We start from the raw sequence: 24950 nt of genomic DNA, 5'->3' as shown, positions 1-24950 counted from the left end.
ACGATCAGCGCCGCACGAGCCCCACGGGGTTGCCCGGCGGGAAGGCGTGCCCGGCCACGACGGCCGCGCTGAGGGGCTCGAGGAGCTCGGCGAGCCGGTCGGTGCGCTCGCGGCCCAGGACCCGCCACGGGCCGGCGGCCAGGCGGTCGGTCGTCTCCTCGATCGCCGCGTGGCCGGCGCGCCCGGCGTCGGTGAGCCGGTCGGCGGCGTCGAGCCACCCGCGGTCGCGCAGCTCCGCCGCCCCCGCGGCCCAGGCGTCCTCGTCGAAGCGGCGGGCCTGACGCGTCGTCGCCCCCGAGAGCTCGCCGGCCGCCGCCTTGAGGCGGTGCGCCGCCACCGGCCCCAGTCCGGCGCCGACCAGGGCCGCGACGTGCCCGTCGCCGCGGTGCTCGCGCAGGGTCGTCACCGCCTGCCAGAGGGCGCGGACCGGCTCCGACGGGCGGGGGAGCGCCTGGTTCGCCGCGCCCAGCACGCGCCCCTCGACGTCGGCGGCGTCGGCCGCCGCGCCGGCCAGCGCCGCCGCCTCGGCGACCCCCGGGCCGTGCGCCACGGTCTCGCCCAGCAGCCGGTGCAGCGCGGCCCCGGCGCCGACCGACCGCGCCGTCAGGCACCGCTGCGGGTCGGCGAGGTCCCACGCGTCGGGGAGCGCGCGCTCCAGGCGGCTGCGGTGGAAGCCGTGGAAGCAGCCGTACGCGACCCCGGGACCGACGGCGCCGAGCGGCGCGATCCGCTGGGCGGTGTAGGCCATCCAGAAGCCCCGCAGGCCGGCGGCATCGGCGGCGGTCCGCGCCTCCACCGTGAAGTAGGTGACCGCGTGCAGCGGCTCGAACAAGGTCCACAAGCGCCGGGCGTCGTCCACGCGCAGAATCGTGCTCCGCGGGACGGCTTGCCGCACCATCGAACACGTGTTCGAATGGTCGGGTGCGCTGGGACGAGCAGAAGGTCGCCGGAGGGCCCGAGCAGCTGCCGGGCATGCCGGCGCTCAAGGGCCTGCTCCGCAGCGTCCGGACCCCCGAGTTCGCGGGCATCACCTTCCACGAGGTGCGGGCGCGCTCGGTGCTCAACCGCGTGCCCGGCTCCTCGCCGATGCCCTTCGCCTGGACGGTCAACCCCTACCGCGGGTGCAGCCACGCGTGCACCTACTGCCTGGGGCCGGACACCCCGGTGCTGATGGTCGACGGCACGAGCGTGCGCATCGCCGACGTCCGGGTGGGCGACCTCGTGGTGGGCACGGAGTACCGCGGCGAGGTCCGCAGCCTGGTGCCGACGCCGGTGCACGCGGCGTGGTCCACCACCCGGGCGGCCTGGCGGGTGCGCCTGGCCGACGGCACGGCGCTGGTCGCCGGGGCGGAGCACCGTTTCCTCACCACCGAGGGCTGGGCGCACGTCCGGCCCGAGGGCTGCGCGGGCGACGACCGTCCGGCGCTGCGCGTCGGCGACGTCCTGGTCGGTGCCGAGTCGCTGGCCGACGAGGCCTTCCGCCGCCCGGGCAGCCCGCCCGTGGCGCCGGCCCCGCCGGCCGACGTGCCCGGTGCGCGGGTCGTCGTCGCCGTCGAGCCGCTGCCCGGCGAGCGCACGCTGGTCGACCTCACCACCGGCACGGGCGACTTCGTGGCCGACGGGGTGGTCAGCCACAACTGCTTCGCCCGCAACACCCACACCTATCTCGACCTCGACGCGGGGGACGACTTCGACCGGCAGGTGGTGGTCAAGCTCAACGCCCCCGAGGTGCTCCGCCGGGAGCTGCGCTCGCCGCGCTGGTCGCGCGAGCACGTCGCCATGGGCACCAACACCGATCCGTACCAGCGCGCGGAGGGCCGCTACGCCCTGATGCCGGGCATCATCCGGGCGCTCGGCGAGTCGGGGACGCCGTTCTCGATCCTCACCAAGGGCACGCTGCTGGCGCGCGACCTGCCGGAGCTCACGGCCGCGGCGCGCGACGTGCCGATCGGGGTCGGGGTGTCGCTCGCGCTGCTCGACGCGGAGCTGCACCGCCGCGTCGAGCCGGGCACGCCGACGCCCCGGGCGCGGCTCGACCTCGTGCGCCGCATCCGCGACGCGGGGCTGCCCTGCGGGGTGTTCGTCGCGCCGGTGCTGCCCGGGCTCACCGACACCGACGAGGCGCTCGACGCGCTGCTCGGCGAGATCGCGGCGGCGGGCGCCGGCGGCGCGAGCGTGCTGGCGCTGCACCTGCGCCCGGGCACGCGCGAGTGGTTCCACGGCTGGCTCTCGCGGGAGCACCCGGAGCTGCTCGAGCGCTACGCCGCGCTGTACCGCCGCGGCGCCTACGTCGACGCCGCCTACCGGCGCGACCTCGCCGCGCGCGTGACGCCGCTGCTCGAGCGCCACGGCCTCACCGGCGGCGGGCACGCGATGGGCGGGCGGCAGGGCCATGGCGAGCGGGTCGACGGGCTCGAGGGCAAGGGCGGGTGGCCCGACGGCGCCATGCCCCCGCCGTCGGTGCCGGACGCCGTCGTCACCGCCCCGCCCGAGCAGCTGTCCCTGCTGTGACGGCGGCCCTAGCCTCGAGGTCATGGACCTGGACGAGGCGCGGCAGGTGCTGCGCGAGCAGCACCACGCGGTACTGGCCACCCGGCGGCGCGACGGCGCGCCCCAGCTCTCGCCGGTGGCGGTCGGCGTCGACGACGACGGTGTCGCGACGATCAGCACCCGCGAGACGGCCGTCAAGACGAAGAACCTGCGGCGCGAGGCCCGCGCGTGGCTCTGCGTGCTGCCCGACGGCTTCTTCGGGCGCTGGATCCAGGTCGAGGGCGACGTCGAGATCGTCGAGCTCCCCGACGCGCTCGACGGGTTGCGCGCCTACTACCGCCAGGTCACGGGGGAGCACCCCGACTGGGACGAGTACGACGAGGCGATGCGCCGCGAGCGCCGGGTGCTGGTGCGGGTGCACCTCGACCGCGCCGGGCCCGACGTCAGCGGGTGAGTTCGGGGTGGTCCGCGGTCGATAGCCTGAGGGCCACGGTTGTCGACCCGATCCAGGAGCACCACCCCAGATGATGCGCACGCACCCCGCCGGCACGCTGCGCGCCGAGCACGTCGGCGCCACGGTCACCCTCGCCGGATGGGTGGCCCGCCGCCGCGACCACGGCGGCGTGGTGTTCATCGACCTGCGTGACGCGTCGGGCGTCGTGCAGGTGGTGTTCCGGCTCGGCGACGTGGCCGCGGAGTCGCACCGGCTGCGGGCGGAGTTCTGCGTCCAGATCACCGGTGTGGTCGAGCAGCGGCCGGCGGGCAGCGAGAACGCCGAGCTGGCCACCGGCGCGGTCGAGGTCAGCGCGACGGCCCTGACCGTGCTGTCCGAGTCCGCCCCGCTGCCGTTCCAGCTCGAGGAGCACGGCTCGGAGGGTGCCGGCGTCGGCGAGGACGCCCGGTTCCGCTACCGGTACCTGGACCTGCGCCGCGAGGGCCCCGCGTCGGCGCTGCGCCTGCGCAGCCGGGCCAACAAGATCGCCCGGGACGTCCTGTCGCATCGCGAGTTCGTCGAGGTCGAGACCCCGACGCTGACCCGCTCCACCCCCGAGGGCGCGCGCGACTTCCTCGTGCCGGCCCGCCTGCGCCCGGGCAGCTGGTACGCGCTGCCGCAGTCGCCGCAGCTGTTCAAGCAGCTGCTCATGGTCTCGGGGCTGGAGCGCTACTTCCAGATCGCGCGCTGCTACCGCGACGAGGACTTCCGCGCGGACCGCCAGCCCGAGTTCACCCAGCTCGACATCGAGGCGAGCTTCGTCGACCAGGACGACGTCATCGCCCTCGGCGAGGCCGTGATCACGGCGCTGTGGTCCGAGCTCGGCGGGCACACCATCGAGACCCCGATCCCGCGCATGCCCTACGCCGAGGCCATGGCCCGCTACGGCTCGGACAAGCCGGACCTGCGCTTCGACCTCGAGCTCACCGACCTCACCGAGTACTTCGCCGAGACCCCGTTCCGCGTGTTCCAGGCGCCCTACGTCGGCGCGGTCGTCATGCCCGGCGGCGCCTCCCAGCCGCGCCGGACCCTCGACGGCTGGCAGGACTGGGCCAAGCAGCGCGGCGCCAAGGGCCTGGCCTACGTGCTGGTCGGCGAGGACGGCACGCTGACCGGCCCCGTTGCCAAGAACATCACCGACGCCGAGCGCGACGGCCTGGCCAAGGCGGCCGGCGCGAACCCGGGCGACTGCATCTTCTTCGGCGCCGGCGAGGCCCCCGCCGCGCGCGCCCTGCTCGGCGCCACCCGCGGCGAGATCGCCCGCCGCCTCGACCTCGTGCCCGAGGGCTCGTGGTCGTTCGTCTGGATCGTCGACGCCCCGCTGTTCGAGGCCGCCGGCAGCACCGACGACGTCGCGGTCGGGGAGGGTCAGTGGACCGCGGTGCACCACGCGTTCACCTCGCCCACGCCCGAGTGGATCGACCGGTTCGAGGACGACCCCGCGCACGCCCTGGCCTACGCCTACGACCTCGTCTGCAACGGCAACGAGATCGGCGGGGGGTCCATCCGTATCCATCGCCGCGACGTGCAGGAGCGGGTGTTCGCGCTGATGGGGCTGTCGCCCGAGCAGCAGCAGGAGAAGTTCGGCTTCCTGCTCGACGCGTTCGCCTACGGGCCACCCCCGCACGGTGGGATCGCCTTCGGCTGGGACCGCATCTGCGCGCTGCTGGCGGGCGTCGACTCGATCCGCGAGGTCATCGCCTTCCCCAAGACCGGCGGGGGGTACGACCCCCTCACCGCGGCGCCCGCGCCGATCACCGCGCTGCAGCGCAAGGAGGCGGGCGTCGACGCCCCGGCACCGGGCACGCAGACCAGGCCGGCGGCCCCGGTCAAGCCGCAGGAGCGTCCGGTGCAGGACCCCCAGGACCCCCAGGCCTGACGCCGCCGTGAACCGCCTGCGGGTGCTCTGCCCGGAGGGCGACGACCTCGCGGACCGGGTGCTCGCCGTGCTCACGGCGGAGGCCGGGGTGGTCCACGTCGTGCGGCTGCGCGGAGCAGCGGTGGACCCGGCCGGGGACGTCGTCGAGGCCGACGTCGCGCGGGAGGCCGTCGACGACGTCCTGGAGCAGTTGCGCGCGCTGGGCTGCGCCCGGCGCGGTGGCATGGTGCTGGAGACCCTGGACACCGTCGTCTCGGAGGCCGCCGAGCGGGCCGAGGAGGCGGCGCCCGGCGAGGGTGTGGACGCGGTCGTGTGGGACGAGCTGCTCGCGCGGACCGGCCAGGGCGCCCGGCTCTCGGTCACCTTCGTCATCATGCTGACGATCGCCTGCCTGCTCGGTGCGATCGGCGTCGTCACCAACTCGCCGGTGACGGTGGTCGGCGCGATGGTCCTCGGGCCGGAGTTCGGCCCGCTGGCCGCGCTGGCGGTGGCCGCCGTGCGCCGGGACGGCCCGCTCGCCCGCTCGGCGGCGCTGGCGCTGGGTGCGGGCTTCGCGATCGCGCTCGTCGTCACCGCGCTCGCCGGGGTCGGCGCCGACGCGGTCGACCTGGTCCCCGAGGACACCCTGACCGACCTGTCCGGCGTCGAGTTCGTCTACCAGGTCGGTCCGTTCTCGCTGGTCGTCGCGCTGCTCGCCGGGGTGGCCGGCATGGTCGCGCTGGTGGCGGGGGAGAGCTCCGGGGTGCTGGTCGGGGTGTTCATCTCGGTGACGACGGTGCCGGCGGCGGGCTTCGCGGCCGTCGCCGCGGTCCTGGGGGAGTGGTCCCGCGCGGCCGGCTCGCTGGCGCAGCTGGTGGTCAACGTGGTGGGCATCGTCGTCGCCGGGATCGTCGTCCTGACGGTCGTGCGGGCCACGCGCCACGACCGGTCCCGGCGGAAGGTCGTGCCCGACCGACCCCCGATCGAGGGCGCCGGCGGGTAGAGTCCTCCGGCTGATGGCTCCCCTGACGACGGACGACGCGGGCACCTCCGACGGCCACGCCACCGACGCCGGAGGGGACGGCGACGCCGTCACCCGGGCCGTCGCGCTGGCCGAGGAGCTGCTCACCCGCCGGCACGGGGCCACGGTGCGCCTCGCCGACGCGGAGGACCTGGGCGGCAGCGCCCGGTCGCTCGTGGTGCGGGTGCGCGTCGCGGAGAACCCGTTCTCGCTGCCGCGCACGCTCGTGCTCAAGCACTACCTCGACGCCCCCGGCGCCGGGGAGCAGAGCGCCGACCGCTTCCGTTACGAGGCCGCGTCCTGCCAGCTGCTGACGGCCATGCCGTCGGAGGAGCGGGCCAGCCCGATGCTCGTGGCCAACGATCCGACCCACCGGCTGCTGGTGCTCGAGGACCTCGGCCGGTGCGCGACGCTGGCCGATCGGCTCGAGGAGCGCGACGACAAGGCGGCCGAGCGTGCCCTGCTCGGCTGGGCCCGCGCGCTCGGCCGCATGCAGGCCGCCACCGCGGGACGCGAGCACGACTTCGGGGCCCTGCTGCGCCGCTTCGGCGAGCGCCAGTGGCGCGACCCGCTGGCCGACGACGCCCGCGCGGCGCTCGCCGAGGTGCCCGACCAGCTCGCCCAGCTCCTGCGCGTCGAGGCCGCGCCCGCCTCGGTGGCCGAGGCCCGCGCCGCGGCGCGCCTGCTCGGCGGCTCGGGCGCCCGGGCGTTCAGCCCCGCCGAGATCCGCCCGGACAACTGCCTCATCACCGGCAGCGGCTCCCGGTTCCTCGACTTCGAGTGGGCCTGCTTCCGCGACGTCGCCCTCACCGGGGCGGCGCTGCGCCTGCCGCTGCCCAGCGGCGGCCCGGCGCACGCCCAGCCGCCCGGGATGGCCGAGGCGATGGTCGCGGCGTGGCAGGCCGAGCTGACGCCGGTGTGGAGCGAGCTCGCCGACGGCGAGGTCCTGCGCGACCGGCTGCTGGCGGCCGAGACGCTGTGGGTGTGGCTGGCGACGCGCGCCCTGCTGCCGGGGGTCGTCGGCGCCCCCGCCGCGGAGCGCCCGTCCCGCGTCGTCGTCGCCGACCCGGGCGTCGACGCCCCGGCCGTGCTCAGCGCGCTGTGGCGGCGCCTCGGCGTCGACGCCGAGCGGTCAGCGCGCGTGTCCACGGCCGAGCTGGCGGCGGCGGTCGTCGGGGCGCTCGGCCGCCACGGCGGCGACGTCGCGTTGCCGCCCTACCCGGCGTTCACGGGGCGCTGAGCGGGTCAGTCCACCAGCCGCGCGCGGTGCACGAAGGCGTCCGCCGCGTCCCCGTGCCACGCCGCGGCGCCCGCCGCGGCCAGCGTCTCGGCCCGCCGCCGGCCGGCGAGCAGGAGCAGCAGGGCGTCGGCGTCGATCTCGACGACGTCGGCCGACGTGTCGGCACCGCCGGTGATGCGCCCGCCGGCGACGTGGACGGTGCGCTCCAGCGCGACGCCGCCGCCGGGGCGGCGGACCACGAGCCGCACGGTCGCGTCGCGCGCCCCGAGGGCGGCGACGAGCAGCCGCGGCGCCATCTCGATCACCAGCCGGCACGCCTCGACCGTCGCCGCCGCGTGGTCGGCGAGGTCGACCGGGGCGGCGAGCGCCGTCGTGAGGTCGTGGGCGTGCAGGCAGAGGTCGAGACTCTCAGCGCCGAGCGCGCGGTCACCCGGCGGGCGGCCGTCGAGCCGCAGCGCGGTGCGTCGGCGGGCGCCGGCCAGGGCGGACACGAGCCGGTCCGGCGCCGCGTAGTGCGTGCCGCCGTGGACGCCCGCGAGGTGGGCGACGAGGTCGCCGACCGTGGGCTCGGGGCCGGGGGCCGGTCGGGTCCAGTCGTCGGCCCGCAGCCCGGCGACGGCGTCCTCGGCCACGTCCCAGAGCTCGAGCACCGCCCGCGTCGCATCGTCCATCGGCCTCGCCGCCCGTGTCGCTCGTCAGCGTCGCCGCTCGACCCTATGTGACCGGCACCACAGGCAGCAATCATTCCCGGGAGTGGCGCTCCTCGCCGGGGAGCGCCCCACGCGACCGCACGGGTGTAGGGATCGTGCATGAGCACCCCCGACAGCACCGCAACGAAGGGCGCCGAGCTGCGCCGTCTGCACACCGATCCCGAGCTGCTCGTGGTCGTCAACGTCTGGGACGCGATCACCGCGACGACGGTCGCGAACATCCCCGGCACGAAGGCGCTGGCCACCGCCAGCCACGGCATCGCCGCCTCGCGCGGCTACCCCGACGGGGAGGTCATCCCGCGCGACGAGATGATCGCCGAGGTCGGCCTGATCGCCCGGCAGACCGAGCTGCCCGTCACCGCCGACCTCGAGGCCGGCTACGGCGACCCGGGCGGCACGATCGCCCGTGCCATCGACGTCGGCATCGTGGGCGCCAACCTGGAGGACCAGCTCAAGCCGCTGTCCGAGTCGGTGCGGGCCGTCGAGGCGGCCGTCGCCGCGGCGGAGTCCGCGGGGGTGCCGTTCGCCCTCAACGCCCGCACCGACGCCTGGGTTCGCGGCGGCGACCGCGACCCGAAGGTCATCCTCGACGACGCGATCGAGCGCGGCCGCGCCTACCTCGGGGCCGGCGCCACCAGCTTCTTCGTCCCCGGCAAGCTGTCCGAGGAGACGATCCAGGCCCTGGTCGCCGAGCTCGGCGAGCGCAACGTCAACGTCATCGGGGTGCCGGGAATGCCGGGCACGCGGCGCCTCGGCGAGCTGGGCGTCGCGCGCTGCTCGTTCGGCCCGTGGAGCCAGAACGTCGCCCTGACGGCGCTGGCGACGCTGGCCGAGGACGCCTACGCCGGCGGCGGCCTGCCCGAGGGCACCCGCAAGCTCAACTGACCCCCTACGTGCGTGATCTTCTGAGCGATGGCTCGGAAGATCACGCACGTGCGGCGAGGAAGGTGCCGATGCGCTCGAGGGCCTCCTCGAGCAGGGGGAGGGCGGTGGCGTAGGAGCAGCGGACGTGGCCCTCGCCCGACGGGCCGAAGACGTCGCCGGGCACGACGGCGACCTTCTGCTCGGCGAGCAGCTGCTCGGCGAAGTCCTGCGACGACAGGCCGCTCGCGCGGATCGAGGGGAACGCGTAGAACGCGCCGCCGGGCTCGGGGCAGGTCAGCCCCAGCTCGTCGAGACCCTTCACGAACAGCCGCCGGCGCCGGTCGTAGTCGGCCACCATCTCGGTGACGTCGGCGTCGGCGCTGCGCAGCGCTTCGATCGCCGCGACCTGGCTGACGTGCGGGGCGCACAGCATCGTGTACTGGTGGATGCGGTGCATCAGCGCCGCGAGGGGCGCGGGCGCGCAGACGTAGCCGACGCGCCAGCCCGTCATCGCGTAGGACTTCGAGAACCCGTTGAGCACCACCGTGCGCTCCCACGCGCCGGGGACGGCGGCGGTGCTGGTGTGCGTGCCGGTGTAGGTCAGCCGGTCGTAGATCTCGTCGCTGATCAGCCAGAAGTCCTCGCGCCGGGCCAGCGCCGCCAGCGCGGTGAGGTCCTCGGCGGACTGCGCGGCGCCCGTCGGGTTGGACGGCGACCCGAACAGCACCGCCTTCGTCCGCGGCGTCACCGCCGCGGCGATCCGCTCGGCGTCCAGGCGGTAGCCCTGCGCCGGGTCCGCGGCCACGGGCACCGGGACGCCGCCCGCGAACGCCACGCAGGGCTGGTAGGCGACGTACGACGGCTCCGGGACGATCACCTCGTCGCCCGGGTTGAGCAGCGCCCGCAGCGTGAGGTCGAGCCCCTCGGACACCCCCGAGGTCACCAGGCACTCGTCGTCGGGCGAGTAGGTCGTCCCGTGCCGGGCGGCGAGGTCGGCACAGATCAGCTCGCGCAGCTCCGGCAGCCCGGAGTTCCCCGTGTACGTCGTCGCCCCGCGCGTCAGCGCGTGGATCGCGGTCTCCCGCACGCCCCACGGCGTCGGGAAGTCCGGCTCGCCGACGCCGAGGGTGATCACGCCCTTCATCGTCTGGGCGAGGTCGAAGAACTTCCGGATGCCCGACGGCGGGATCGCCTCGACGACCCGGGAGAACGGCTTCTGTGGCGGCGTCAACGGTCCAGCTCCCCTATCGGCGTGCTCCCCCTGATCGCTACGTGTCCTGGCCATCACGGCATCACCGACAACCGCTGGTCCGGCTCGGGATCGGTGAGCAGCTGGCCGTCGTCCTTGTAGCGCCGCAGCAGGAAGTGCGTGCTGGTGGCGGTGACGCGGTCGACGCCCGAGAGCTTCTGGGCCACGAAGTCGGCCACCTCCTTCATCGAGGCCCCCTCGACCTCGACCCGCAGGTCCTGCGCGCCGCTGACCAGGTGCACCGCCCGGATCTCGCGGAACTTCGCGATCCGTTCGGCCACGTCGTCGAACCCGCGGCCGCGCTCCGGGGCCACGGTGACGTCGACGAAGGCGGTGACGCGGGAGTCGCCCGCGCGGTCCCAGTCCACGACGGTCTTGTACCGCCGGATCACACCGTCGGCCTCCCACGCCGCGATCTGCGCGCGCACCTCGTCCTCCGCGATCCCCGTGAGCGCCGCGATGCGGTCGGGGGTCGCACGGGCGTCGGCCTCGAGCACGCTGAGGATCTCGCGCATGGGGGAACCCTAGTCGTCGATCGCACAGGGCGTCGGGACACGGAGGAGCACCCATGGCCAAGGAGATCTTCGTCGCGTTCGGGGTGGACGTCGACGCCGTCGCCGGCTGGCTCGGCTCGTACGGCGGGCAGGACTCGCCGGACGACATCTCGCGCGGGCTGTTCGCCGGCGAGGTCGGCGTGCCGCGGCTGATGGAGCTGTTCCGCCGCCACGACATGACCCAGACGTTCTTCTGGCCCGGGCACTCGGTGGAGACCTTCCCCGACGAGTTCGACGCGTGCGTCGCGGCCGGCCACGAGATCGGCGTGCACGGCTACAGCCACGAGAACCCGCTGGCCATGAGCCGCGAGCAGGAGGAGACGATCCTCGACTACTGCGTCGAGCTCATCGAGCGCCGCAGCGGCCGCCGGCCCACCGGCTACGTCGCGCCGTGGTGGGAGTTCAGCCGCGTCACCAACGAGATCCTGCTCGACCGCGGCATCCGCTACGACCACTCGCTGATGCACCGCGACGTCACGCCCTACTACGTGCGCGTCGGCGACTCCTGGACCCCGATCGACTACGACCAGCCCGCGGAGACCTGGATGAAGCCCCTGGAGCGGGGCACCGAGACCGACCTCGTCGAGATCCCGGCGAACTGGTACCTCGACGACCTGCCGCCGATGATGTTCATCAAGGGCAGCCCGAACAGCCACGGCTTCGTCAACCCGCGCGACATCGAGCAGATGTGGCGCGACCAGTTCGACTGGACCCACCGCGAGTGCGACTACGCGGCCTTCACCATGACGGTCCACCCCGACGTCTCCGGGCGCCCCCAGGTGCTGCTGGCCCTCGAACGGCTCATCGAGCACATCAACGGCCACGACGGGGTCCGCTGGGTGACGTTCGACGAGATCGCGCAGGACTTCGTCGCCCGGAATCCCCGCTCCTGATGTGCGGGGCCTGCGGGTCGGGCCGGGTCCGGGCGCCGTGGGAGGACACCGTCGGGGCCCGCGACCCCGCAACGTCCCGGCGCCTCGCCGCCGCCCTGACCGGCCGCCTGCGGCGCTGGCGCGTCGCGCCCTGGGCCGGCGGCTACACCGTCGCCGCACCGCAGGGCGCGCTGGCCCCGGCCCGCAGCATCGACGAGGTCGTGGCGCGCGGTCGTGACGCGGGGGTGCTGGCCGGCGCGGCACCGGGGGAGGACCTCGCCCTCGCCGAGGCCCTCGTCGCCGCCTCGGTGCTCGCGCTCGACGGCCCCGTCGTCCTGTCCGGGCCCGACCCGGGCGCGCCGCGCCGCGTGCTGGCCCACGGGCACGTCCCGGTCGACGTCGTCCCGCGCCCGTCCGTCGGCTGGGGCGTGTCGGGGGCGTCAGTACCGTTCGGGGCATGAGCGAGGACGGGCTGTTCGAGGTCGAGGCGGCTGAGTCCTCCGCGCCGGCCGCGCCGGCGGGCCCCGACCCGGACCGTCCCGTGACGCGGGGCGTCGTCGAGGACCGGCCCGCGCCCACGAGCGGCGTCGCGGCCCCGCTGGCGGTCCGGATGCGTCCGGCGAGCCTCGACGAGGTCGTCGGCCAGGACCACCTGCTCGCCCCCGGCGCCCCGCTGCGCCGCCTCGTCGAGGGGGCTGCGCCCGCGTCGGTGCTGCTGCACGGCCCGCCCGGCACCGGCAAGACGACGCTCGCCCGGCTCATCTCGCAGGCCACCGGCCGCGCGTTCGAGGCCCTCAGCGCGCTCAACGCGGGGGTCAAGGAGGTCCGCGGGGTCATCGAGGTCGCCCGCCGGCGCCTGGCGGCCGCCGAGCCGCGCCGCACGGTGCTGTTCATCGACGAGATCCACCGCTTCTCGCGCACCCAGCAGGACGCGCTGCTGGCCGCCGTCGAGGACCGGGTGGTGCTGCTCGTCGGCGCCACCACGGAGAACCCGAGCTTCTCGGTCGTGGCCCCGCTGCTGAGCCGCAGCCTCGTGCTCGGCCTGCACGCCCTCGACGACGACGCGGTGGGCACGCTGCTCGACCGCGCCGTCGCCGACCCGCGGGGCCTGGGCGGTGCGGTGACGCTGCACCCGGACGCCCGCGCCCACCTCGTGCGCCTCGCCGCCGGGGACGGCCGCCGCTCGCTGACGGCGCTGGAGGCCGCGGCCGACGCCGTGGGGAACGCCGGCGAGATCACGCTCGCCGACGTCGAGCGCGTCGTCGACGAGGTGGCCGTGCGCTACGACCGCGCCGGCGACCAGCACTACGACGTCATCTCGGCGTTCATCAAGTCGATCCGCGGCTCCGACCCGGACGCCGCGCTGCACTACCTCGCCCGCATGATCGTCGCGGGGGAGGACCCGCGGTTCATCGCCCGCCGGCTCGTGGTGCACGCCAGCGAGGACGTCGGGCTCGCCGACCCCACCGCGCTGCCCGCCGCCGTCGCCGCCGCGCAGGCCGTGGCGCTGATCGGGCTCCCGGAGGCCCGGATCAACCTCGCGCAGGTGACCATCCACCTCGCCACCGCGCCGAAGTCCAACGCCGTCATCACCGCGATCGACGAGGCGATGGGCGACGTCCGCTCCGGGGCCGCGGGCCCGGTGCCGCCGCACCTGCGCGACGGGCACTACGCCGGCGCGCAGAAGCTCGGCAACGCCGTCGGGTACGTCTACCCGCACGCGGAGCGGGCGGGGGTCGTCACCCAGCAGTACCCGCCCGACGAGCTCGTCGGCCGCGACTACTACCGACCGCCGGGCCGCGGCGACGAGCGGGCGCGGGCCGAGCGCCTGGCGCGGCTGCGGGAGGTCGTGCGGGGCGGGGCGGCGAGCGGGTCCGCCGGCGACGCGGGGGGCGGGCCCGGGCGGTGACGCACCGCGGACGCGCCCCCCGGAAGCGTCCGTGGACGACGTCGGCGAGGTGAACACCCGGGCCCGCCGTCGTAGCCTTCCCGACGTGATCGCCGCGCGTTCGCGACCCCGTGTCCGCCGCTGTCCGGGACGCCGCCCGGACAGCGCCGACCTGCGGGAACGCGCCGACCGTCTCCCGGGGGTCCGGTGACGGCGCCTGGCCCCGTCGACTCACCCGCCCGCTTCTGCGCCGACTTCCTGGACGCGCTGCAGCGTCACGGGGTGTCGTTCCGCCGGGCCGAGCAGCTCTCCGGGTGGGGGAAGTCGACGATCGCGGCGGCCACGCGGGGGCCCGGGCTGCCCAACGTCGACCTCGTCACCGACGTGCTCGCCGCCGTCGGCACCGACGCCGACGACGTCGACGGCTGGCGGGTGCGCCACGCCCGCCTGCGCGACGCGGGATCGACCGGCCCGACGGCGCCGGAGCCCGCGTCCACGCCGGTGCCGGCCCCCGCCCCGCCCGACCCGGCCCCGGCGTCCCCGCCCCGGCGCAGCGCCCGCCGCCGGGCCGAGATCGCGGCCTTCGCCGTCCTCGTCGTGCTGGTGGCCGGGCTCGCGACCGCGCTCGCCGTCGTCCTCGCCGCCCGGCCCGCGCCCACCCGTACCGTCGTCGTCCAGAACCGCGTCGCGATCGGGCCCGGCGGCCTCGTGGAGGACAGCACGCCGTCGTACCTGGGGACGCGTCCGGTCGCCTACTGCGCGCGGCAGCCCGGCTGCAAGATCCCCGGCACCGAGGTGGGGAGCGGCGCCACGTTCGTCGCCGTCTGCCAGCTCTCGGGCGACGCGATCACCAACGCCGACCTGACGTCGACCAGCATCGGGCAGAACCCGAACGCCGCGGTCTCGGCCCTGTGGCTCGGGGCCCGGGCCCCGGACGGGCGCATCGGCTACATCTCGGAGGTGTACCTGGCCCCGCCCTACCGCGGTGGGCTGGGGCTGCCGCCCTGCTGACCGGTGCCGCTGACCGGTGCTGATCACCGGACCACTGCCCGGTAACCTGCCGCCACCTGCGCCAGGTGTCGCCCGTCGTACCCCCTTCGGGGGGTGTCGCGGGCGTCGGTCCGGGGACCTGTCAGGAGACCCAGCACCCGAGGAGGAGACCGATGTCGGTCGGCCAGATCGCGGCGATCATCGCCGCGGTGGCGTTCGTGATCCTGGTGGTGCTGCTCGCCATCCCGTTGGTCAAGCTCGGGCGCACGCTCGACGAGGCGACCATCGCCATCCGCAAGGCCCACGAGGGCACCGAACCGCTGCTGAACGACGCGAACGTCACGCTGACGACGGTGAACACCCAGCTCGAGCGCGTCGACGGCGTCACGGCCAGCGCCCAGGCCGTCGCGGCCAACACGAAGGCGCTGACCACGCTGTTCACCGCCACGCTGGGCGGCCCGCTGGTCAAGGTCGCCGCGCTGTCCTACGGGCTGCGCAAGGCCCAGCAGGCGCGCAGGCTGAAGAACGCACCGCCGAAGAAGTCGAAGCGGAGTGTCCGCGCATGAAGCGTCTGTTCTGGGTGGGCGTCGGCGTCGCCGTCGGCGTCACCGCCACCCGCAAGGTCAACGAGCTCACGCAGAAGGCCACGCCGTCCGGGATCGGCACGAGCCTCGGCGAGGGCCTGCGCGAGCTCGGCGCCGGGCTCGGGGCGTTCGGCGCCGAGGTGCGCGCCGGAATGAACGAACGCTCCGAGGAGCTGTACGCCATGGTGGAGGACACGACCGAGATCCCGCTGCGGCCCGACGACACGCCGACGTCGGCCCGCCACGCGCGAGCGCCCCGGCGGGGAGCCTCGCACGCCCGCTGAGGCCTGCCCCCGCGCCTCTCGCGACCCCGTCCACACCTCTCCCGAGCAGGACAGACGTGCAGACCCACGAGATCCGCCGGCGCTTCCTCGCCCACTTCGAGAACGCCGGTCACACCCCCGTCCCCAGTGCCTCCCTCATCCTCGACGACCCGACGCTGCTGTTCGTCAACGCGGGGATGGTGCAGTTCAAGCCGTACTTCCTGGGTGACGCCCCGGCCCCGTACCGCACGGCCACGTCGATCCAGAAGTGCGTGCGCACCGGCGACATCGAGAACGTCGGCCACACCACCCGCCACAACACGTTCTTCCAGATGGCGGGCAACTTCTCCTTCGGCGACTACTTCAAGGAAGGCGCGATCCGCCACGCCTGGTCGCTGATCACCGGCAGCCTCGACGACGGCGGGTACGGCTTCGACCCCGAGCGGATCTGGGTGACGGTCTACGAGAACGACGACGAGGCCGAGCGCCTGTGGCAGGAGGTCGCCGGGCTGCCGCTCGAACGCATCCAGCGCCGCGACGGCCGCGACAACTACTGGGACATGGGCATCCCCGGCCCCGGCGGTCCCTGCTCGGAGATCTACTACGACCGCGGGCCGGAGCACGGCCTCGAGGGCGGCCCCGTCGCCGACGAGGACCGCTACGTCGAGATCTGGAACCTCGTGTTCATGCAGGACGTCCGCGGTGCCGACAGCCCGAAGTACGGGGCCGCGCCGGTGGGCGAGCTGCCGCAGAAGAACATCGACACCGGCCTCGGCGTCGAGCGCGTGGCGTTCCTGCTGCAGGGCGTCGACAACGTCTACGAGACCGACCTGCTGCGGCCGGTGATCGACCGGACCCAGGAGCTGACCGGTCGCCGCTACGGCGCCGACCCGGCCGACGACGTGCGCTTCCGCGTCATCGCCGACCACGTCCGCACGGCCGCGATGGTGATCGGCGACGGCGTGACCCCGGGCAACGAGGGCCGCGGCTACGTGCTGCGGCGCCTGCTGCGCCGCGTGGTCCGCAACGCGCGCATCCTCGGGTGCACCGAGCCGGTGCTGGTCGACCTCGTCGGCGTCGTCCGCGACGCCATGGGGCCGTCGTACCCCGAGCTCGTCACCGCCTACGAGCGCATCGCCGCCGTGGTGCGTGCCGAGGAGGAGACCTTCCTCGCCACGCTGGCCACCGGTTCGAAGATCTTCGAGAACGCCGTGGCCGACACCCGCGCCGGCGGCGGCACCACGATCCCGGGCGCCAGCGCCTTCGCCCTGCACGACACGTACGGCTTCCCCATCGACCTGACCCTGGAGATGGCCGCCGAGGCGGGCCTGCAGGTCGACGAGGGCGCCTTCCGCTCGCTGATGGACGAGCAGCGCGCCCGCGCCCAGGCCGACGCCAAGGCCCGCAAGACCGGCGGCGGGGACGCCCACGCCTACCGCGAGGTCCTCGAGCGCTCCGGGCTGACGGAGTTCCTGGGCTACGAGCTGCTCCACGCCGACGCCACCATCGTCGGGCTGATCGCCGACGGCGAGTCGGTGTTCAGCGCCGGCGAGGGGCGCCGCGTCGAGGTCATCCTCGACCGCACGCCGTTCTACGCCGAGGGCGGCGGGCAGCAGGCCGACACCGGCCGCATCGTCGGCGACGGGTTCGTCATCGAGGTCGACGACGTCCAGACGCCGGTGCCGGGCCTGGAGGTCCACCGCGGGCGCGTCGTCTCGGGCGAGGCCGTCCGGGACGCCACGGTCCAGCCCGAGGTGGACGTCGAGCGCCGCCACGCCATCTCGCGCTCGCACACGGCCACCCACCTCGTGCACGCCGGCATGCGCCGCGCCCTCGGGGACGCCGCCGCGCAGGCCGGGTCGCTCAACGCTCCCGGCCGGCTGCGGTTCGACTTCACCTCGCCGGGCGGGGCGGTGCCGGCCACGGTGCTCGCCGACGTTGAGGACGAGGTCAACTCGGTGCTGCTCGGCGACGACGAGGTCCGCCCGTACGTCACGTCGATGGACGAGGCCCGCAAGCTCGGCGCCATCGCCCTGTTCGGCGAGCGCTACGGCGACAGCGTCCGGATCGTCGACATCGGCGACTACTCCCGCGAGCTCTGCGGCGGCACCCACGTCGGACGCACCGGGCAGCTCGGCCTGGTCAAGCTGCTCTCCGAGGGCTCGGTGGGCTCGGGCGTGCGGCGCGTCGAGGCGCTGGTGGGCATCGACGCCTTCCGGTACCTGGCCCGCGAGCACGTGCTGGTGAACCAGCTCGCCGAGCAGTTCCGCGCCCAGCCCGAGGAGCTGCCCGAGCGCATCTCCGGGGTGGTCGACCGGCTGCGCGCCGCCGAGAAGGAGCTGGAGACGATCCGGGCCCGCGAGGTGCTCTCCTCGGCCGGGTCGCTCGCCGACTCCGCCGAGGACGTGGGCGGCATCGCCCTGGTCGCCGCCCGCACCCCCGACGGCGTCGGCGGCCGGGACCTGCGCTCGCTGGCCGGGGACGTCCGCGGTCGCCTCCAGGGGCGCCCCGGCGTCGTCGCCCTCTTCGCCCCCGACGGCGACAAGCTGTCGTTCGTCGTGGCCACCACCGAGGGCGCCCGGGACCGCGGCCTGGCCGCCGGTGACCTGGTCAAGGCCTTCGCGCCGGCGGTGAACGGCCGCGGTGGCGGCAAGCCCGACCTCGCCCAGGGCGGGGGCAGCGGGGTGGCCGGCATCGACGACGCCGTCGCCGCGCTGCGGGCGGAGGTGGCCCGCGCTGGCGGCTGACGCGTCGGTGAACGGTCGTCGTCTCGGGGTGGACGTCGGCAGCGTGCGCGTCGGCGTCGCCCTGTCGGATCCCGGCGGGGTGCTCGCCACACCGCTCGTTACGCTCGATCACGATGCAGGGGCCGGTACCGACCTGGACCGGCTCGTGGCGCTCGTCGACGAGCACGAGGTGGTCGAGGTGGTCGTGGGGCTCCCCCGCACGCTGGCCGGCCGGGACGGCCCGGCCGCGCAGACGGCGCGGGACTACGCCGCGGCGCTCACGCAGCGGCTCGGCGGACGTGCCGTGCCGGTCGTGCTGTCCGACGAGCGCCTCACCACCGTCGCCGCGACCCGGGCGCTGTCCGACCGCGGCGTCAAGGGCCGCAAGCAGCGCCGCGTGATCGACCAGGCCGCGGCCGTCGGCATCCTGCAGGGGTACCTCGACGCCCGCCGTGCCCGTGACGCTGCCCCCGGCCCCGCGGGGGACCTGTGAGCGGACGTCCGCACGGTCCGGGGGAGGGGCGTCCCCGTCTGATCCAGATGGCGCCGGCGAACGGGCGGTCCGTCGCCGGGCGCCCCGCCGGTGCGCGGCCCGCGCCCGGCACGCCGCCGGTCCGGCGGACCGTCGCCGGGCGTCCCGGCGGCCACCCGCATCCGGGCGGGCACCCGGACGCCCAGACCGACCGCCACGTCGCCGCGTCCTGGCGGCGGCCGTCGGAGCCCTCGGGACCTTCCGGGCCCTCGAGGCGCTCGGGCCCGCCGTCCGCGCCTCCCGAGGGGGACGCCGTCACGGAGACGTCGGCGGTCCCCGAGGACGCGCGGGAGCCGGCGGAGCCGGAGGCCGACCCGGGCTGGCTGCTCGGCGACGACCCGCCGCCGCGCGGCGGCGACCCCGTCACCGAGGCGTTCCCGGAGGGCCGCGGCCCCCGGCGCCGGCGGCTGCTGTGGCCGGCGGTCGCGGCCGTGCTCGTGCTCGCCCTGGTCGGCGGGGTGTTCGCGGCCCGCGACCTCTGGCCGGTCCTGTTCCCGCCCGACTACGAGGGGCCGGGCAGCGGGCGGGTCGTCGTGCAGGTCGCCGACGGGTCGTCCACCCGCGAGATCGGCGAGGACCTCGTCCGCGAGGACGTCGTCGCCTCGGCCCGGGCGTTCGGCGACGCCGCCGAGGAGAACCCGGGCGGGCGCGGCATCCAGCCCGGCTTCTACGAGCTGCGCCGCCAGATGTCCGCCGCGGGCGCTGTCACGGCGCTGCTCGACCCGGCCACCCGCGTCGGCCGCCTGGAGATCCGCAGCGGCACCCAGCTCGACGACACCCTCGGCCAGGACAACACCACCGTGCCCGGAGTCCTGTCGCTGATCTCGCGCGCCACGTGCACCGTCGACGAGGCCGGCGCCGAGCGCTGCGCGTCGGTGGCCGACCTGCGCGCGGCGATGGCCGACACCGACCCCGCCGATCTCGGCGTGCCCTCCTGGGCACTCGACCCCGTGCGCCGCGCCGAGCCGGCCCGCCGCCTCGAGGGGCTGCTCGCGCCCGGCACCTACGACGTCGCCCCCGGCACGTCGGCGCGCGACGCGCTGGCGGAGGTCGTGCGCGCCTCGGTCCCGCGCCTGGAGAGCGGGGGACTGGTCGCGCAGGCCGACGCCGCGGGCGTGCAGCCCTACGACGCGCTGATCGTCGCGTCGCTGGCCGAGCGGGAGGGCGTGGCCGCCGACTTCGGCAAGGTCGCGCGCGTCATCGTCAACCGGCTGGCGGTGCCGATGCGCCTCCAGTTCGACTCGACGGTGAACTATCCCCTCGACCGCCAGACCCTCCTGACCAGCCCGTTCGACCGCGCGCGGCCCGGGCCGTACAACACGTACCTCAACCTCGGGTTGACCCCGACCCCCATCGGCGCGGTCAGCCCCGACGCCCTGCGCGCGGCCCTCGCGCCGGAGCCGGGGCCGTGGGTGTACTTCGTGAAGTGCCAGACCGACGGGATCTCCTGCTTCGCGGTGACCCCGGACGAGCACGACGCCAACCGCCGCCTCGCGCAGGAGCGCGGGGTCTACTGACGGTGCCGTGCTGAAGGGTCGAGCTCCGCTGCGCTCCGTCTCCCGGGCCGCCGTCCTCGGCTCCCCGGTCGCCCACTCCCGGTCGCCGGTGCTGCACCGGGCCGCCTACGCCGCGCTCGGGCTCGGGGGCTGGACGTACGAGGCGATCGAGTGCACGGCCGAGGAGCTCCCGGGGTTCGTGGCGGGCCTCGACGCGTCGTGGGCGGGGCTGTCGGTGACGATGCCGGGGAAGCGGGCGGCGCTGGAGGTGGCGTCGGCGGCCTCGCCGCGCGCCCGGCGGGTGGGGGCGGCCAACACGCTCGTGCGCCGCGAGGGCGGCTGGGCGGCCGACTGCACGGACCTCGACGGCGTCGCGGGCGCGCTGCGGGCGGCCGGGATCGCTCCGGGCCCCGCGGTGGTTCTGGGCAGCGGCGCCACGGCGGGCGCGGCGCTCGGCGGGCTGGCGGAGCTGGGCGTCGGCGAGGTGGTGCTCGTGGTCCGCGACCCCGCCCGCGCCCAGCCGACCCTGGCCGTCGCCCGGGCCTTCGGGCTGTGCGTGCGCGCGGTGCCGTGGGCGTCGCTCGCGCCCGACGACCTCGCCCGCGCCCTCGCCGTCGTCAACACCACCCCCGCGGGGTCGGTGGACGCGGCGCGCGCGGCGTTCGTCCTCGACGCCGTCCCGGCCGGCGCGGTCGTCCTGGACGCCGTCTACCACCCGTGGCCCACACCCCTGGCCGCCGCGGCCGCCACCCGGGGCCTGGCCGTCGCCACCGGGCTCGACATGCTCCTGCACCAGGCGTTCGGCCAGGTCGAGCAGTTCACGGGCCACCCGGCCCCCCGGGCGGCGATGCACGAGGCACTCCGGACCACGACCGACACCCCCCTCCTCCCTCTCCCGGACTGAGCGACGGGGCTTGTCAGCGTGGCCCTATCGGCGTGCTGTGTTGGACCGCTGACGTTCAACGTCAGAAAAGCCGCCACGATCACCGGGGACTGCGAGCAACGCGGCATTGCTGGCGTCGGGGGCCAGGATCGCCACATCCTCGCCGGCGCGACACGCCGGTCGGTGTCGTCGGCGGGCTGGGCGTCCACAACCGGCGTCGCTGCTCCGTCCGCCGTCCCCATCGCCCGGATGCGTCCCCAGGCCAGCGAGCGGTGCGTGACGGCCGAGCGGGCGGGCCCGCACGCTCGACGACGTGGACAGCGGAACGGTCGTGACGGCGCTGGCGGGCGGGGGAGCGGGCGCGCTCGTCGGTGTGGTGGTGCGGGTCGCCCTGGCGCGGATGCGGCGCGGGGTGCTGGTGCCGGTCGTGCCGTGCGCGATGGCGCTCGCGGTGCTCTGGGCGGTGCCGTGCGGGCTGGTGGCCGAGGGCGTGGTCGCCACGGCATGGCTGCCCGCCTGGCTCGGGCTGGGCCTGCTCGTCGTCGCCGCGAGCGCGGCCGACCTCGCGGCCCGGCGGCTGCCCGACGCCCTCACGCGGCCGGCGACGGTGCTCGCGCTCGTCTCCGTGCTCCCGCTCGGGCTCCCGGCGACCGGCGCCGGCCTGCTCGGCGGCGTGCTGCTGGGCGGCGCCCTCGCCGCGGTGCACCTCGCCGCGCCCCGGGCGCTCGGGGCCGGCGACGTCAAGCTGGCCCCGGCGGTCGGCGTGCCCCTCGCCGCCGCCTCGGCGGGCGCGGCGGCGGTGGTCCCGGTGCTCGCCGCGATGGGAGTCCTCGCCCTGGTCACGGCCTCGACACTCACCCGTCGCGGCCGTCCGGCGGCCGTTCCGTACGCCCCGCCGCTGCTGCTCGCGGCCTGGGTGGTGCTCACCGTGTCCCTGACGGCCGGGTGATCGACGGTGACGTGGAACGATGGGTGCCGTGTTGCGGTGGCTGACGGCGGGAGAGTCGCACGGGGCGGCGCTGACGGCGGTGCTCGAGGGCATGGTCGCGGGCGTGTCGGTGAGCTCGAAGGAGATCGCGGCGGAGCTCGCCCGCCGGCGGCTGGGCTACGGCCGGGGCGCGCGGATGGCGTTCGAGGCCGACGAGATCGAGCTGTCCGGGGGCCTGCGTCACGGGGTGACGCTGGGCAGCCCGGTGGCGATCCGGATCGCCAACTCCGAGTGGCCCAAGTGGGAGACGGTCATGTCGGCCGATCCCGTCGATCCCGTGCTGCTCGAGGGCCGGGCCCGCAACGCGCCGCTGACGCGTCCCCGTCCCGGGCACGCCGACCTCGCCGGTATGACGAAGTACGACTTCGACGAAGCCCGCCCGGTGCTCGAGCGCGCGAGCGCCCGCGAGACCGCGGCGAAGGTCGCGCTGGGCGCGGTCGCCAAGGCGTTCCTCGCGCAGGCCCTGGGCGTCGAGGTGCTCTCGCACGTGGCCAGCCTCGGCACCGCCGACGCGACGCCGGACGCCATCCCGATGCCGGGCGACGGCGAGCGCATCGACGCCAGCCCCGTGCGTGCGGTGGACGAGGCCTCGACGGCCGCGATGGTGGCGGAGGTCGACGCGGCGAAGGAGGACGGCGACACCCTGGGCGGGGTCGTCGAGGTCGTCGCGCACGGGCTGCCCGTGGGCCTGGGCTCCTACGTCCAGGCCGACCGCCGCCTCGACGCGCGCCTCGCCGGCGCGCTGATGGGCATCCAGGCGATGAAGGGGGTGGAGATCGGCGACGGGTTCACCACCGCGCGCCGCCGGGGCTCCGCCGCCCACGACGAGATCCATCGCGGCGCGCGCGACACCGGGGTCGCCCGCGGCACCAACCGCGCCGGCGGCATCGAGGGCGGCATGACCAACGGTGAGCCGCTGCGCGCGCGGGTGGCCATGAAGCCGATCTCGACCGTGCCGAAGGCGCTGCACACCGTCGACGTCGTCACCGGCGAGGGCACGACGGCGCACCACCAGCGCTCCGACGTCTGCGCGGTGCCGGCGGCCGGGGTGGTCGCCGAGGCCCTGGTGGCGCTCGTGCTGGCCGACGCCGCGCTGGAGAAGTTCGGTGGCGACTCGCTGCGCGAGACCCGCCGCAACCTCGAGGCGTACACCGGCGCCATCGACCCGCACCTGCTGCGGAGCCCGGAGTGAGCCCCGTCGCGGTGCTGGTCGGGCCGCCCGGGGCCGGCAAGTCGACGGTCGGGACGCTGCTGGCCGAGCGGCTCGGCGTCCCGTTCACCGACACCGACACGATCGTCGAGGCCTCGGCCGGTCGCGAGATCAGCGACATCTTCCTCACCGACGGCGAGCCCGCCTTCCGCGCGCTCGAGCGCGACGCCGTCGCGCAGGCGCTCGCCGACCACGACGGCGTGCTCGCGCTCGGCGGCGGCGCGGTGATGACCGAGGCGGTCCGCGATCTGCTCGAGGGCCACGCCGTGGTCTTCCTCGCCGTCGGGCTCGCCGCCGGCGTCCGGCGGGTCGGGCTGTCGACGGCCCGGCCCCTCCTGGCGGGGGTCAACCCGCGGGCGACGTTCTCCGCGCTGCTGACCGAGCGCCTGCCGGTGTACCGGTCGGTCGCGCGCCTCGAGGTCGCGACCGACGACCTCGCTCCCGAGGCGGTGGTCGACATGATCGTCGCCGCCCTGGCGCCGGAGGCCGCGGACCGTGCGCGCTGACAGCGTCGACAGCGCCGCCGAGCAGCGGATCCGCGTCGCGAGCGGCGCGCCGTACGACGTCGTCGTCGGCCGGGGCGTCACCGGCGCCGTCGCCGAGACACTCGCCGGCACCGCCACCGTCGTCGTCTGCCACCAGCCCGCGGTCGAGGGCGTGGCCACGGCGATCCGGGACGCCCTCGAGGCCGCGGGCACCCGCACGCACCTGCTCGTGCTGCCGGCCAGCGAGGACGGCAAGGACCTCGCCACCGCCGGACGCTGCTGGGAGGAGCTTGGCCGGCTCGGCGTCACCCGTTCCGACGCCCTCGTCGCCGTCGGTGGCGGGGCGGCCACCGACCTCGTCGGCTTCGTCGCCGCGGCCTGGATGCGCGGGGTCCGGGTGGTGCACGTGCCCACCACCCTGCTGGCGATGGTCGACGCGGCCGTCGGCGGCAAGACGGGCATCAACACCGGCGCCGGCAAGAACCTCGTCGGCGCCTTCCACGAGCCCGCCGCCGTGGTCGCGGACCTCGACGCCCTCGCCACGGTCGCCCGCCCCGAGCTGGCCGCCGGCCTGGCCGAGGTGGTCAAGACCGGCTTCATCGCCGACCCCGCGATCCTCGACCTCGTCGAGGCCGACCCCGTGGCGGCGCTGGACCCGGCGGGCGACGTCCTCGCCGAGCTGGTCGTGCGCTCGATCCGCGTCAAGGCCGACGTCGTCGCGGCCGACCTGCGCGAGTCGCACCTGCGCGAGATCCTCAACTACGGCCACACGCTCGGGCACGCCGTCGAGCGCCGCGAGCGCTACCGGTGGCGGCACGGCGAGGCGGTGTCGGTGGGGCTGGTGTTCGCCGCGGAGCTCGCCCGCCGCGTCGGGCGTCTCGACGACGCCACCGCCGACCGGCACGCGGCGGTCCTGCGCTCGGTGGAGCTCCCGACGACCTATCCCGCCGACGCGTTCGACGAGCTCGTCGACACCATGCGCGTGGACAAGAAGTCCCGTGGCGCGCTCCTGCGCTTCGTCGTGCTGGACGGCCTCGCGCAGCCCGGCCGCCTCGAGGGCCCCGACTCGGGGGACCTCGCCGCCGCCTACGCGGCGCTCGCCCGCTGAGCGCCCGCCCGAGCACCCACCGGAGACACGAACGGCGCTCTCGCTGCCACCGAAGCAGCGAGAGCGCCGTTCGTTCGTCGAGGAGCGGGCGAACGAACGCCTCAGTCCTTCGGGCGCCGCAGGCCGAAGCGCCGGCGGGGCGGCTCCTCCGGCTCGGGGGCGGGGTCCACGACCGGCTGCTCGCCCGTGGGGTCGAACCGCCCGCCGGGGCGGGGGAACGACGGGAGGACGGCGACGACCGGGGGCTCGACGGACTCGGGCACGTCGGAGCGCCCGCGCGGCGCCGGGGCCGACGCCTCCGCACCGAACGGCGACGAGACGGGCTCGGCGGGCGCGCCGCCGGCCCGCACCCTCGACGCCCGCCGCTGGCCGGCGAGGCGCGGGGCCTCGGGCATGCGCTCGCGCTCGGCGACCTCGGCGCCCCGGGGGCCCTCGGTGGCCACGCG

At 75.9% G+C, this 24950-nt stretch carries 24 protein-coding genes and 1 pseudogene; 20 read left to right on the top strand and 5 right to left on the bottom strand.

What is annotated here, in order from left to right; translation table 11 throughout:
* Positions 1 to 4: 4 nt before the first annotated feature.
* Positions 5 to 859, bottom strand: coding sequence for an SCO6745 family protein (locus ABD994_RS08995; protein WP_345413177.1), 855 nt, complete (start codon positions 857 to 859; stop codon positions 5 to 7).
* Between the two features lie 62 nt (positions 860 to 921).
* Here ABD994_RS08995 and ABD994_RS08990 point away from each other — a divergent pair, with 62 nt between their 5' ends.
* From ABD994_RS08990 to ABD994_RS08970, 5 genes are all read left to right on the top strand, one after another.
* Positions 922 to 2511 (top strand): Rv2578c family radical SAM protein, encoded by a 1590-nt coding sequence (locus ABD994_RS08990; protein ID WP_345413175.1) that lies wholly within the window; start codon positions 922 to 924, stop codon positions 2509 to 2511.
* A gap of 22 nt (positions 2512 to 2533) precedes the next feature.
* Complete coding sequence (locus tag ABD994_RS08985; RefSeq protein ID WP_345413173.1) at positions 2534 to 2944, top strand: PPOX class F420-dependent oxidoreductase; 411 nt, start codon at positions 2534 to 2536, stop codon at positions 2942 to 2944.
* A gap of 70 nt (positions 2945 to 3014) precedes the next feature.
* Positions 3015 to 4862 carry an aspartate--tRNA ligase gene (gene aspS, locus ABD994_RS08980; RefSeq protein WP_345413171.1) on the top strand — a complete coding sequence of 616 codons (1848 nt, stop codon included), beginning with the start codon at positions 3015 to 3017 and terminating at the stop codon, positions 4860 to 4862.
* 7 nt (positions 4863 to 4869) lie between these two features.
* A complete protein-coding gene (locus tag ABD994_RS08975) occupies positions 4870 to 5844 on the top strand; it encodes a DUF389 domain-containing protein (protein ID WP_425550043.1) in 975 nt (324 codons plus the stop codon).
* Positions 5845 to 5857: 13 nt separating this feature from the next.
* Positions 5858 to 7102 (top strand): hypothetical protein, encoded by a 1245-nt coding sequence (locus ABD994_RS08970; protein WP_345413168.1) that lies wholly within the window; start codon positions 5858 to 5860, stop codon positions 7100 to 7102.
* 5 nt (positions 7103 to 7107) lie between these two features.
* Here the strand turns inward: ABD994_RS08970 and ABD994_RS08965 are convergent, their stop codons facing one another.
* Positions 7108 to 7773 (bottom strand): DinB family protein, encoded by a 666-nt coding sequence (locus ABD994_RS08965; protein ID WP_345413165.1) that lies wholly within the window; start codon positions 7771 to 7773, stop codon positions 7108 to 7110.
* 138 nt (positions 7774 to 7911) lie between these two features.
* Here ABD994_RS08965 and ABD994_RS08960 point away from each other — a divergent pair, with 138 nt between their 5' ends.
* Entirely contained in the window at positions 7912 to 8697 is a 786-nt protein-coding gene (locus tag ABD994_RS08960) for an isocitrate lyase/PEP mutase family protein (protein WP_345413162.1), read from the top strand.
* Between the two features lie 40 nt (positions 8698 to 8737).
* Here the strand turns inward: ABD994_RS08960 and ABD994_RS08955 are convergent, their stop codons facing one another.
* Both ABD994_RS08955 and ABD994_RS08950 read right to left on the bottom strand, forming a co-directional pair.
* Positions 8738 to 9907, bottom strand: a complete 1170-nt coding sequence (locus ABD994_RS08955) for an aminotransferase class I/II-fold pyridoxal phosphate-dependent enzyme (RefSeq protein ID WP_345413160.1) — start codon at positions 9905 to 9907, stop codon at positions 8738 to 8740.
* Positions 9908 to 9960: 53 nt separating this feature from the next.
* Positions 9961 to 10440 carry an Lrp/AsnC family transcriptional regulator gene (locus ABD994_RS08950; protein ID WP_345413158.1) on the bottom strand — a complete coding sequence of 160 codons (480 nt, stop codon included), beginning with the start codon at positions 10438 to 10440 and terminating at the stop codon, positions 9961 to 9963.
* 53 nt (positions 10441 to 10493) lie between these two features.
* Here ABD994_RS08950 and ABD994_RS08945 point away from each other — a divergent pair, with 53 nt between their 5' ends.
* The 14 genes from ABD994_RS08945 (at position 10494) to aroB (ending at position 24504) form a co-directional block, all read left to right on the top strand.
* Positions 10494 to 11372 (top strand): polysaccharide deacetylase family protein, encoded by an 879-nt coding sequence (locus ABD994_RS08945; protein WP_345413156.1) that lies wholly within the window; start codon positions 10494 to 10496, stop codon positions 11370 to 11372.
* A complete protein-coding gene (locus ABD994_RS08940) occupies positions 11372 to 11812 on the top strand; it encodes a hypothetical protein (protein WP_345413154.1) in 441 nt (146 codons plus the stop codon). The genes ABD994_RS08945 and ABD994_RS08940 overlap by 1 nt, the downstream gene beginning before the upstream one ends.
* Positions 11809 to 13260 carry a replication-associated recombination protein A gene (locus tag ABD994_RS08935; protein ID WP_345413152.1) on the top strand — a complete coding sequence of 484 codons (1452 nt, stop codon included), beginning with the start codon at positions 11809 to 11811 and terminating at the stop codon, positions 13258 to 13260. The genes ABD994_RS08940 and ABD994_RS08935 overlap by 4 nt, the downstream gene beginning before the upstream one ends.
* A 186-nt stretch (positions 13261 to 13446) precedes the next feature.
* Positions 13447 to 14250 carry a hypothetical protein gene (locus ABD994_RS08930; RefSeq protein ID WP_345413149.1) on the top strand — a complete coding sequence of 268 codons (804 nt, stop codon included), beginning with the start codon at positions 13447 to 13449 and terminating at the stop codon, positions 14248 to 14250.
* Between the two features lie 152 nt (positions 14251 to 14402).
* Complete coding sequence (locus tag ABD994_RS08925) at positions 14403 to 14795, top strand: DUF948 domain-containing protein (protein ID WP_345413145.1); 393 nt, start codon at positions 14403 to 14405, stop codon at positions 14793 to 14795.
* Complete coding sequence (locus tag ABD994_RS08920; protein ID WP_345413143.1) at positions 14792 to 15097, top strand: hypothetical protein; 306 nt, start codon at positions 14792 to 14794, stop codon at positions 15095 to 15097. Before ABD994_RS08925 ends, ABD994_RS08920 begins: the two co-directional genes overlap by 4 nt.
* A 56-nt stretch (positions 15098 to 15153) precedes the next feature.
* Entirely contained in the window at positions 15154 to 17823 is a 2670-nt protein-coding gene (gene alaS / locus ABD994_RS08915; protein ID WP_345413140.1) for an alanine--tRNA ligase, read from the top strand.
* A gap of 28 nt (positions 17824 to 17851) precedes the next feature.
* Positions 17852 to 18295, top strand: coding sequence for a Holliday junction resolvase RuvX (gene ruvX, locus ABD994_RS08910; protein ID WP_345413136.1), 444 nt, complete (start codon positions 17852 to 17854; stop codon positions 18293 to 18295).
* A 47-nt stretch (positions 18296 to 18342) separates the two neighbouring features.
* Positions 18343 to 19851 carry an endolytic transglycosylase MltG gene (locus ABD994_RS08905; protein ID WP_345413133.1) on the top strand — a complete coding sequence of 503 codons (1509 nt, stop codon included), beginning with the start codon at positions 18343 to 18345 and terminating at the stop codon, positions 19849 to 19851.
* 7 nt (positions 19852 to 19858) lie between these two features.
* The gene (locus tag ABD994_RS08900; RefSeq protein ID WP_345413131.1) at positions 19859 to 20734 is read left to right on the top strand and encodes a shikimate dehydrogenase; all 876 of its coding nucleotides are present in this window, start codon (positions 19859 to 19861) and stop codon (positions 20732 to 20734) included.
* 292 nt (positions 20735 to 21026) lie between these two features.
* Positions 21027 to 21662, top strand: a complete 636-nt coding sequence (locus tag ABD994_RS08895; RefSeq protein WP_345413129.1) for a prepilin peptidase — start codon at positions 21027 to 21029, stop codon at positions 21660 to 21662.
* 19 nt (positions 21663 to 21681) lie between these two features.
* Complete coding sequence (gene aroC / locus ABD994_RS08890; RefSeq protein WP_345413127.1) at positions 21682 to 22893, top strand: chorismate synthase; 1212 nt, start codon at positions 21682 to 21684, stop codon at positions 22891 to 22893.
* Entirely contained in the window at positions 22890 to 23417 is a 528-nt protein-coding gene (locus ABD994_RS08885; protein WP_345413125.1) for a shikimate kinase, read from the top strand. Before aroC ends, ABD994_RS08885 begins: the two co-directional genes overlap by 4 nt.
* Positions 23407 to 24504 (top strand): 3-dehydroquinate synthase, encoded by a 1098-nt coding sequence (gene aroB, locus ABD994_RS08880; RefSeq protein WP_345413122.1) that lies wholly within the window; start codon positions 23407 to 23409, stop codon positions 24502 to 24504. The genes ABD994_RS08885 and aroB overlap by 11 nt, the downstream gene beginning before the upstream one ends.
* A 101-nt stretch (positions 24505 to 24605) precedes the next feature.
* Here the strand turns inward: aroB and ABD994_RS08875 are convergent.
* Positions 24606 to 24950, bottom strand: a pseudogene (locus tag ABD994_RS08875) (hypothetical protein); the annotation flags it as partial.

The organism is Actinomycetospora chlora (assembly GCF_039542135.1).
In the GTDB taxonomy this organism is placed as follows: Bacteria; Actinomycetota; Actinomycetes; order Mycobacteriales; family Pseudonocardiaceae; genus Actinomycetospora; species Actinomycetospora chlora.
Note: the sequence above shows the minus strand (reverse complement) of the source record. Positions and strands in the feature narration are given on the sequence as shown.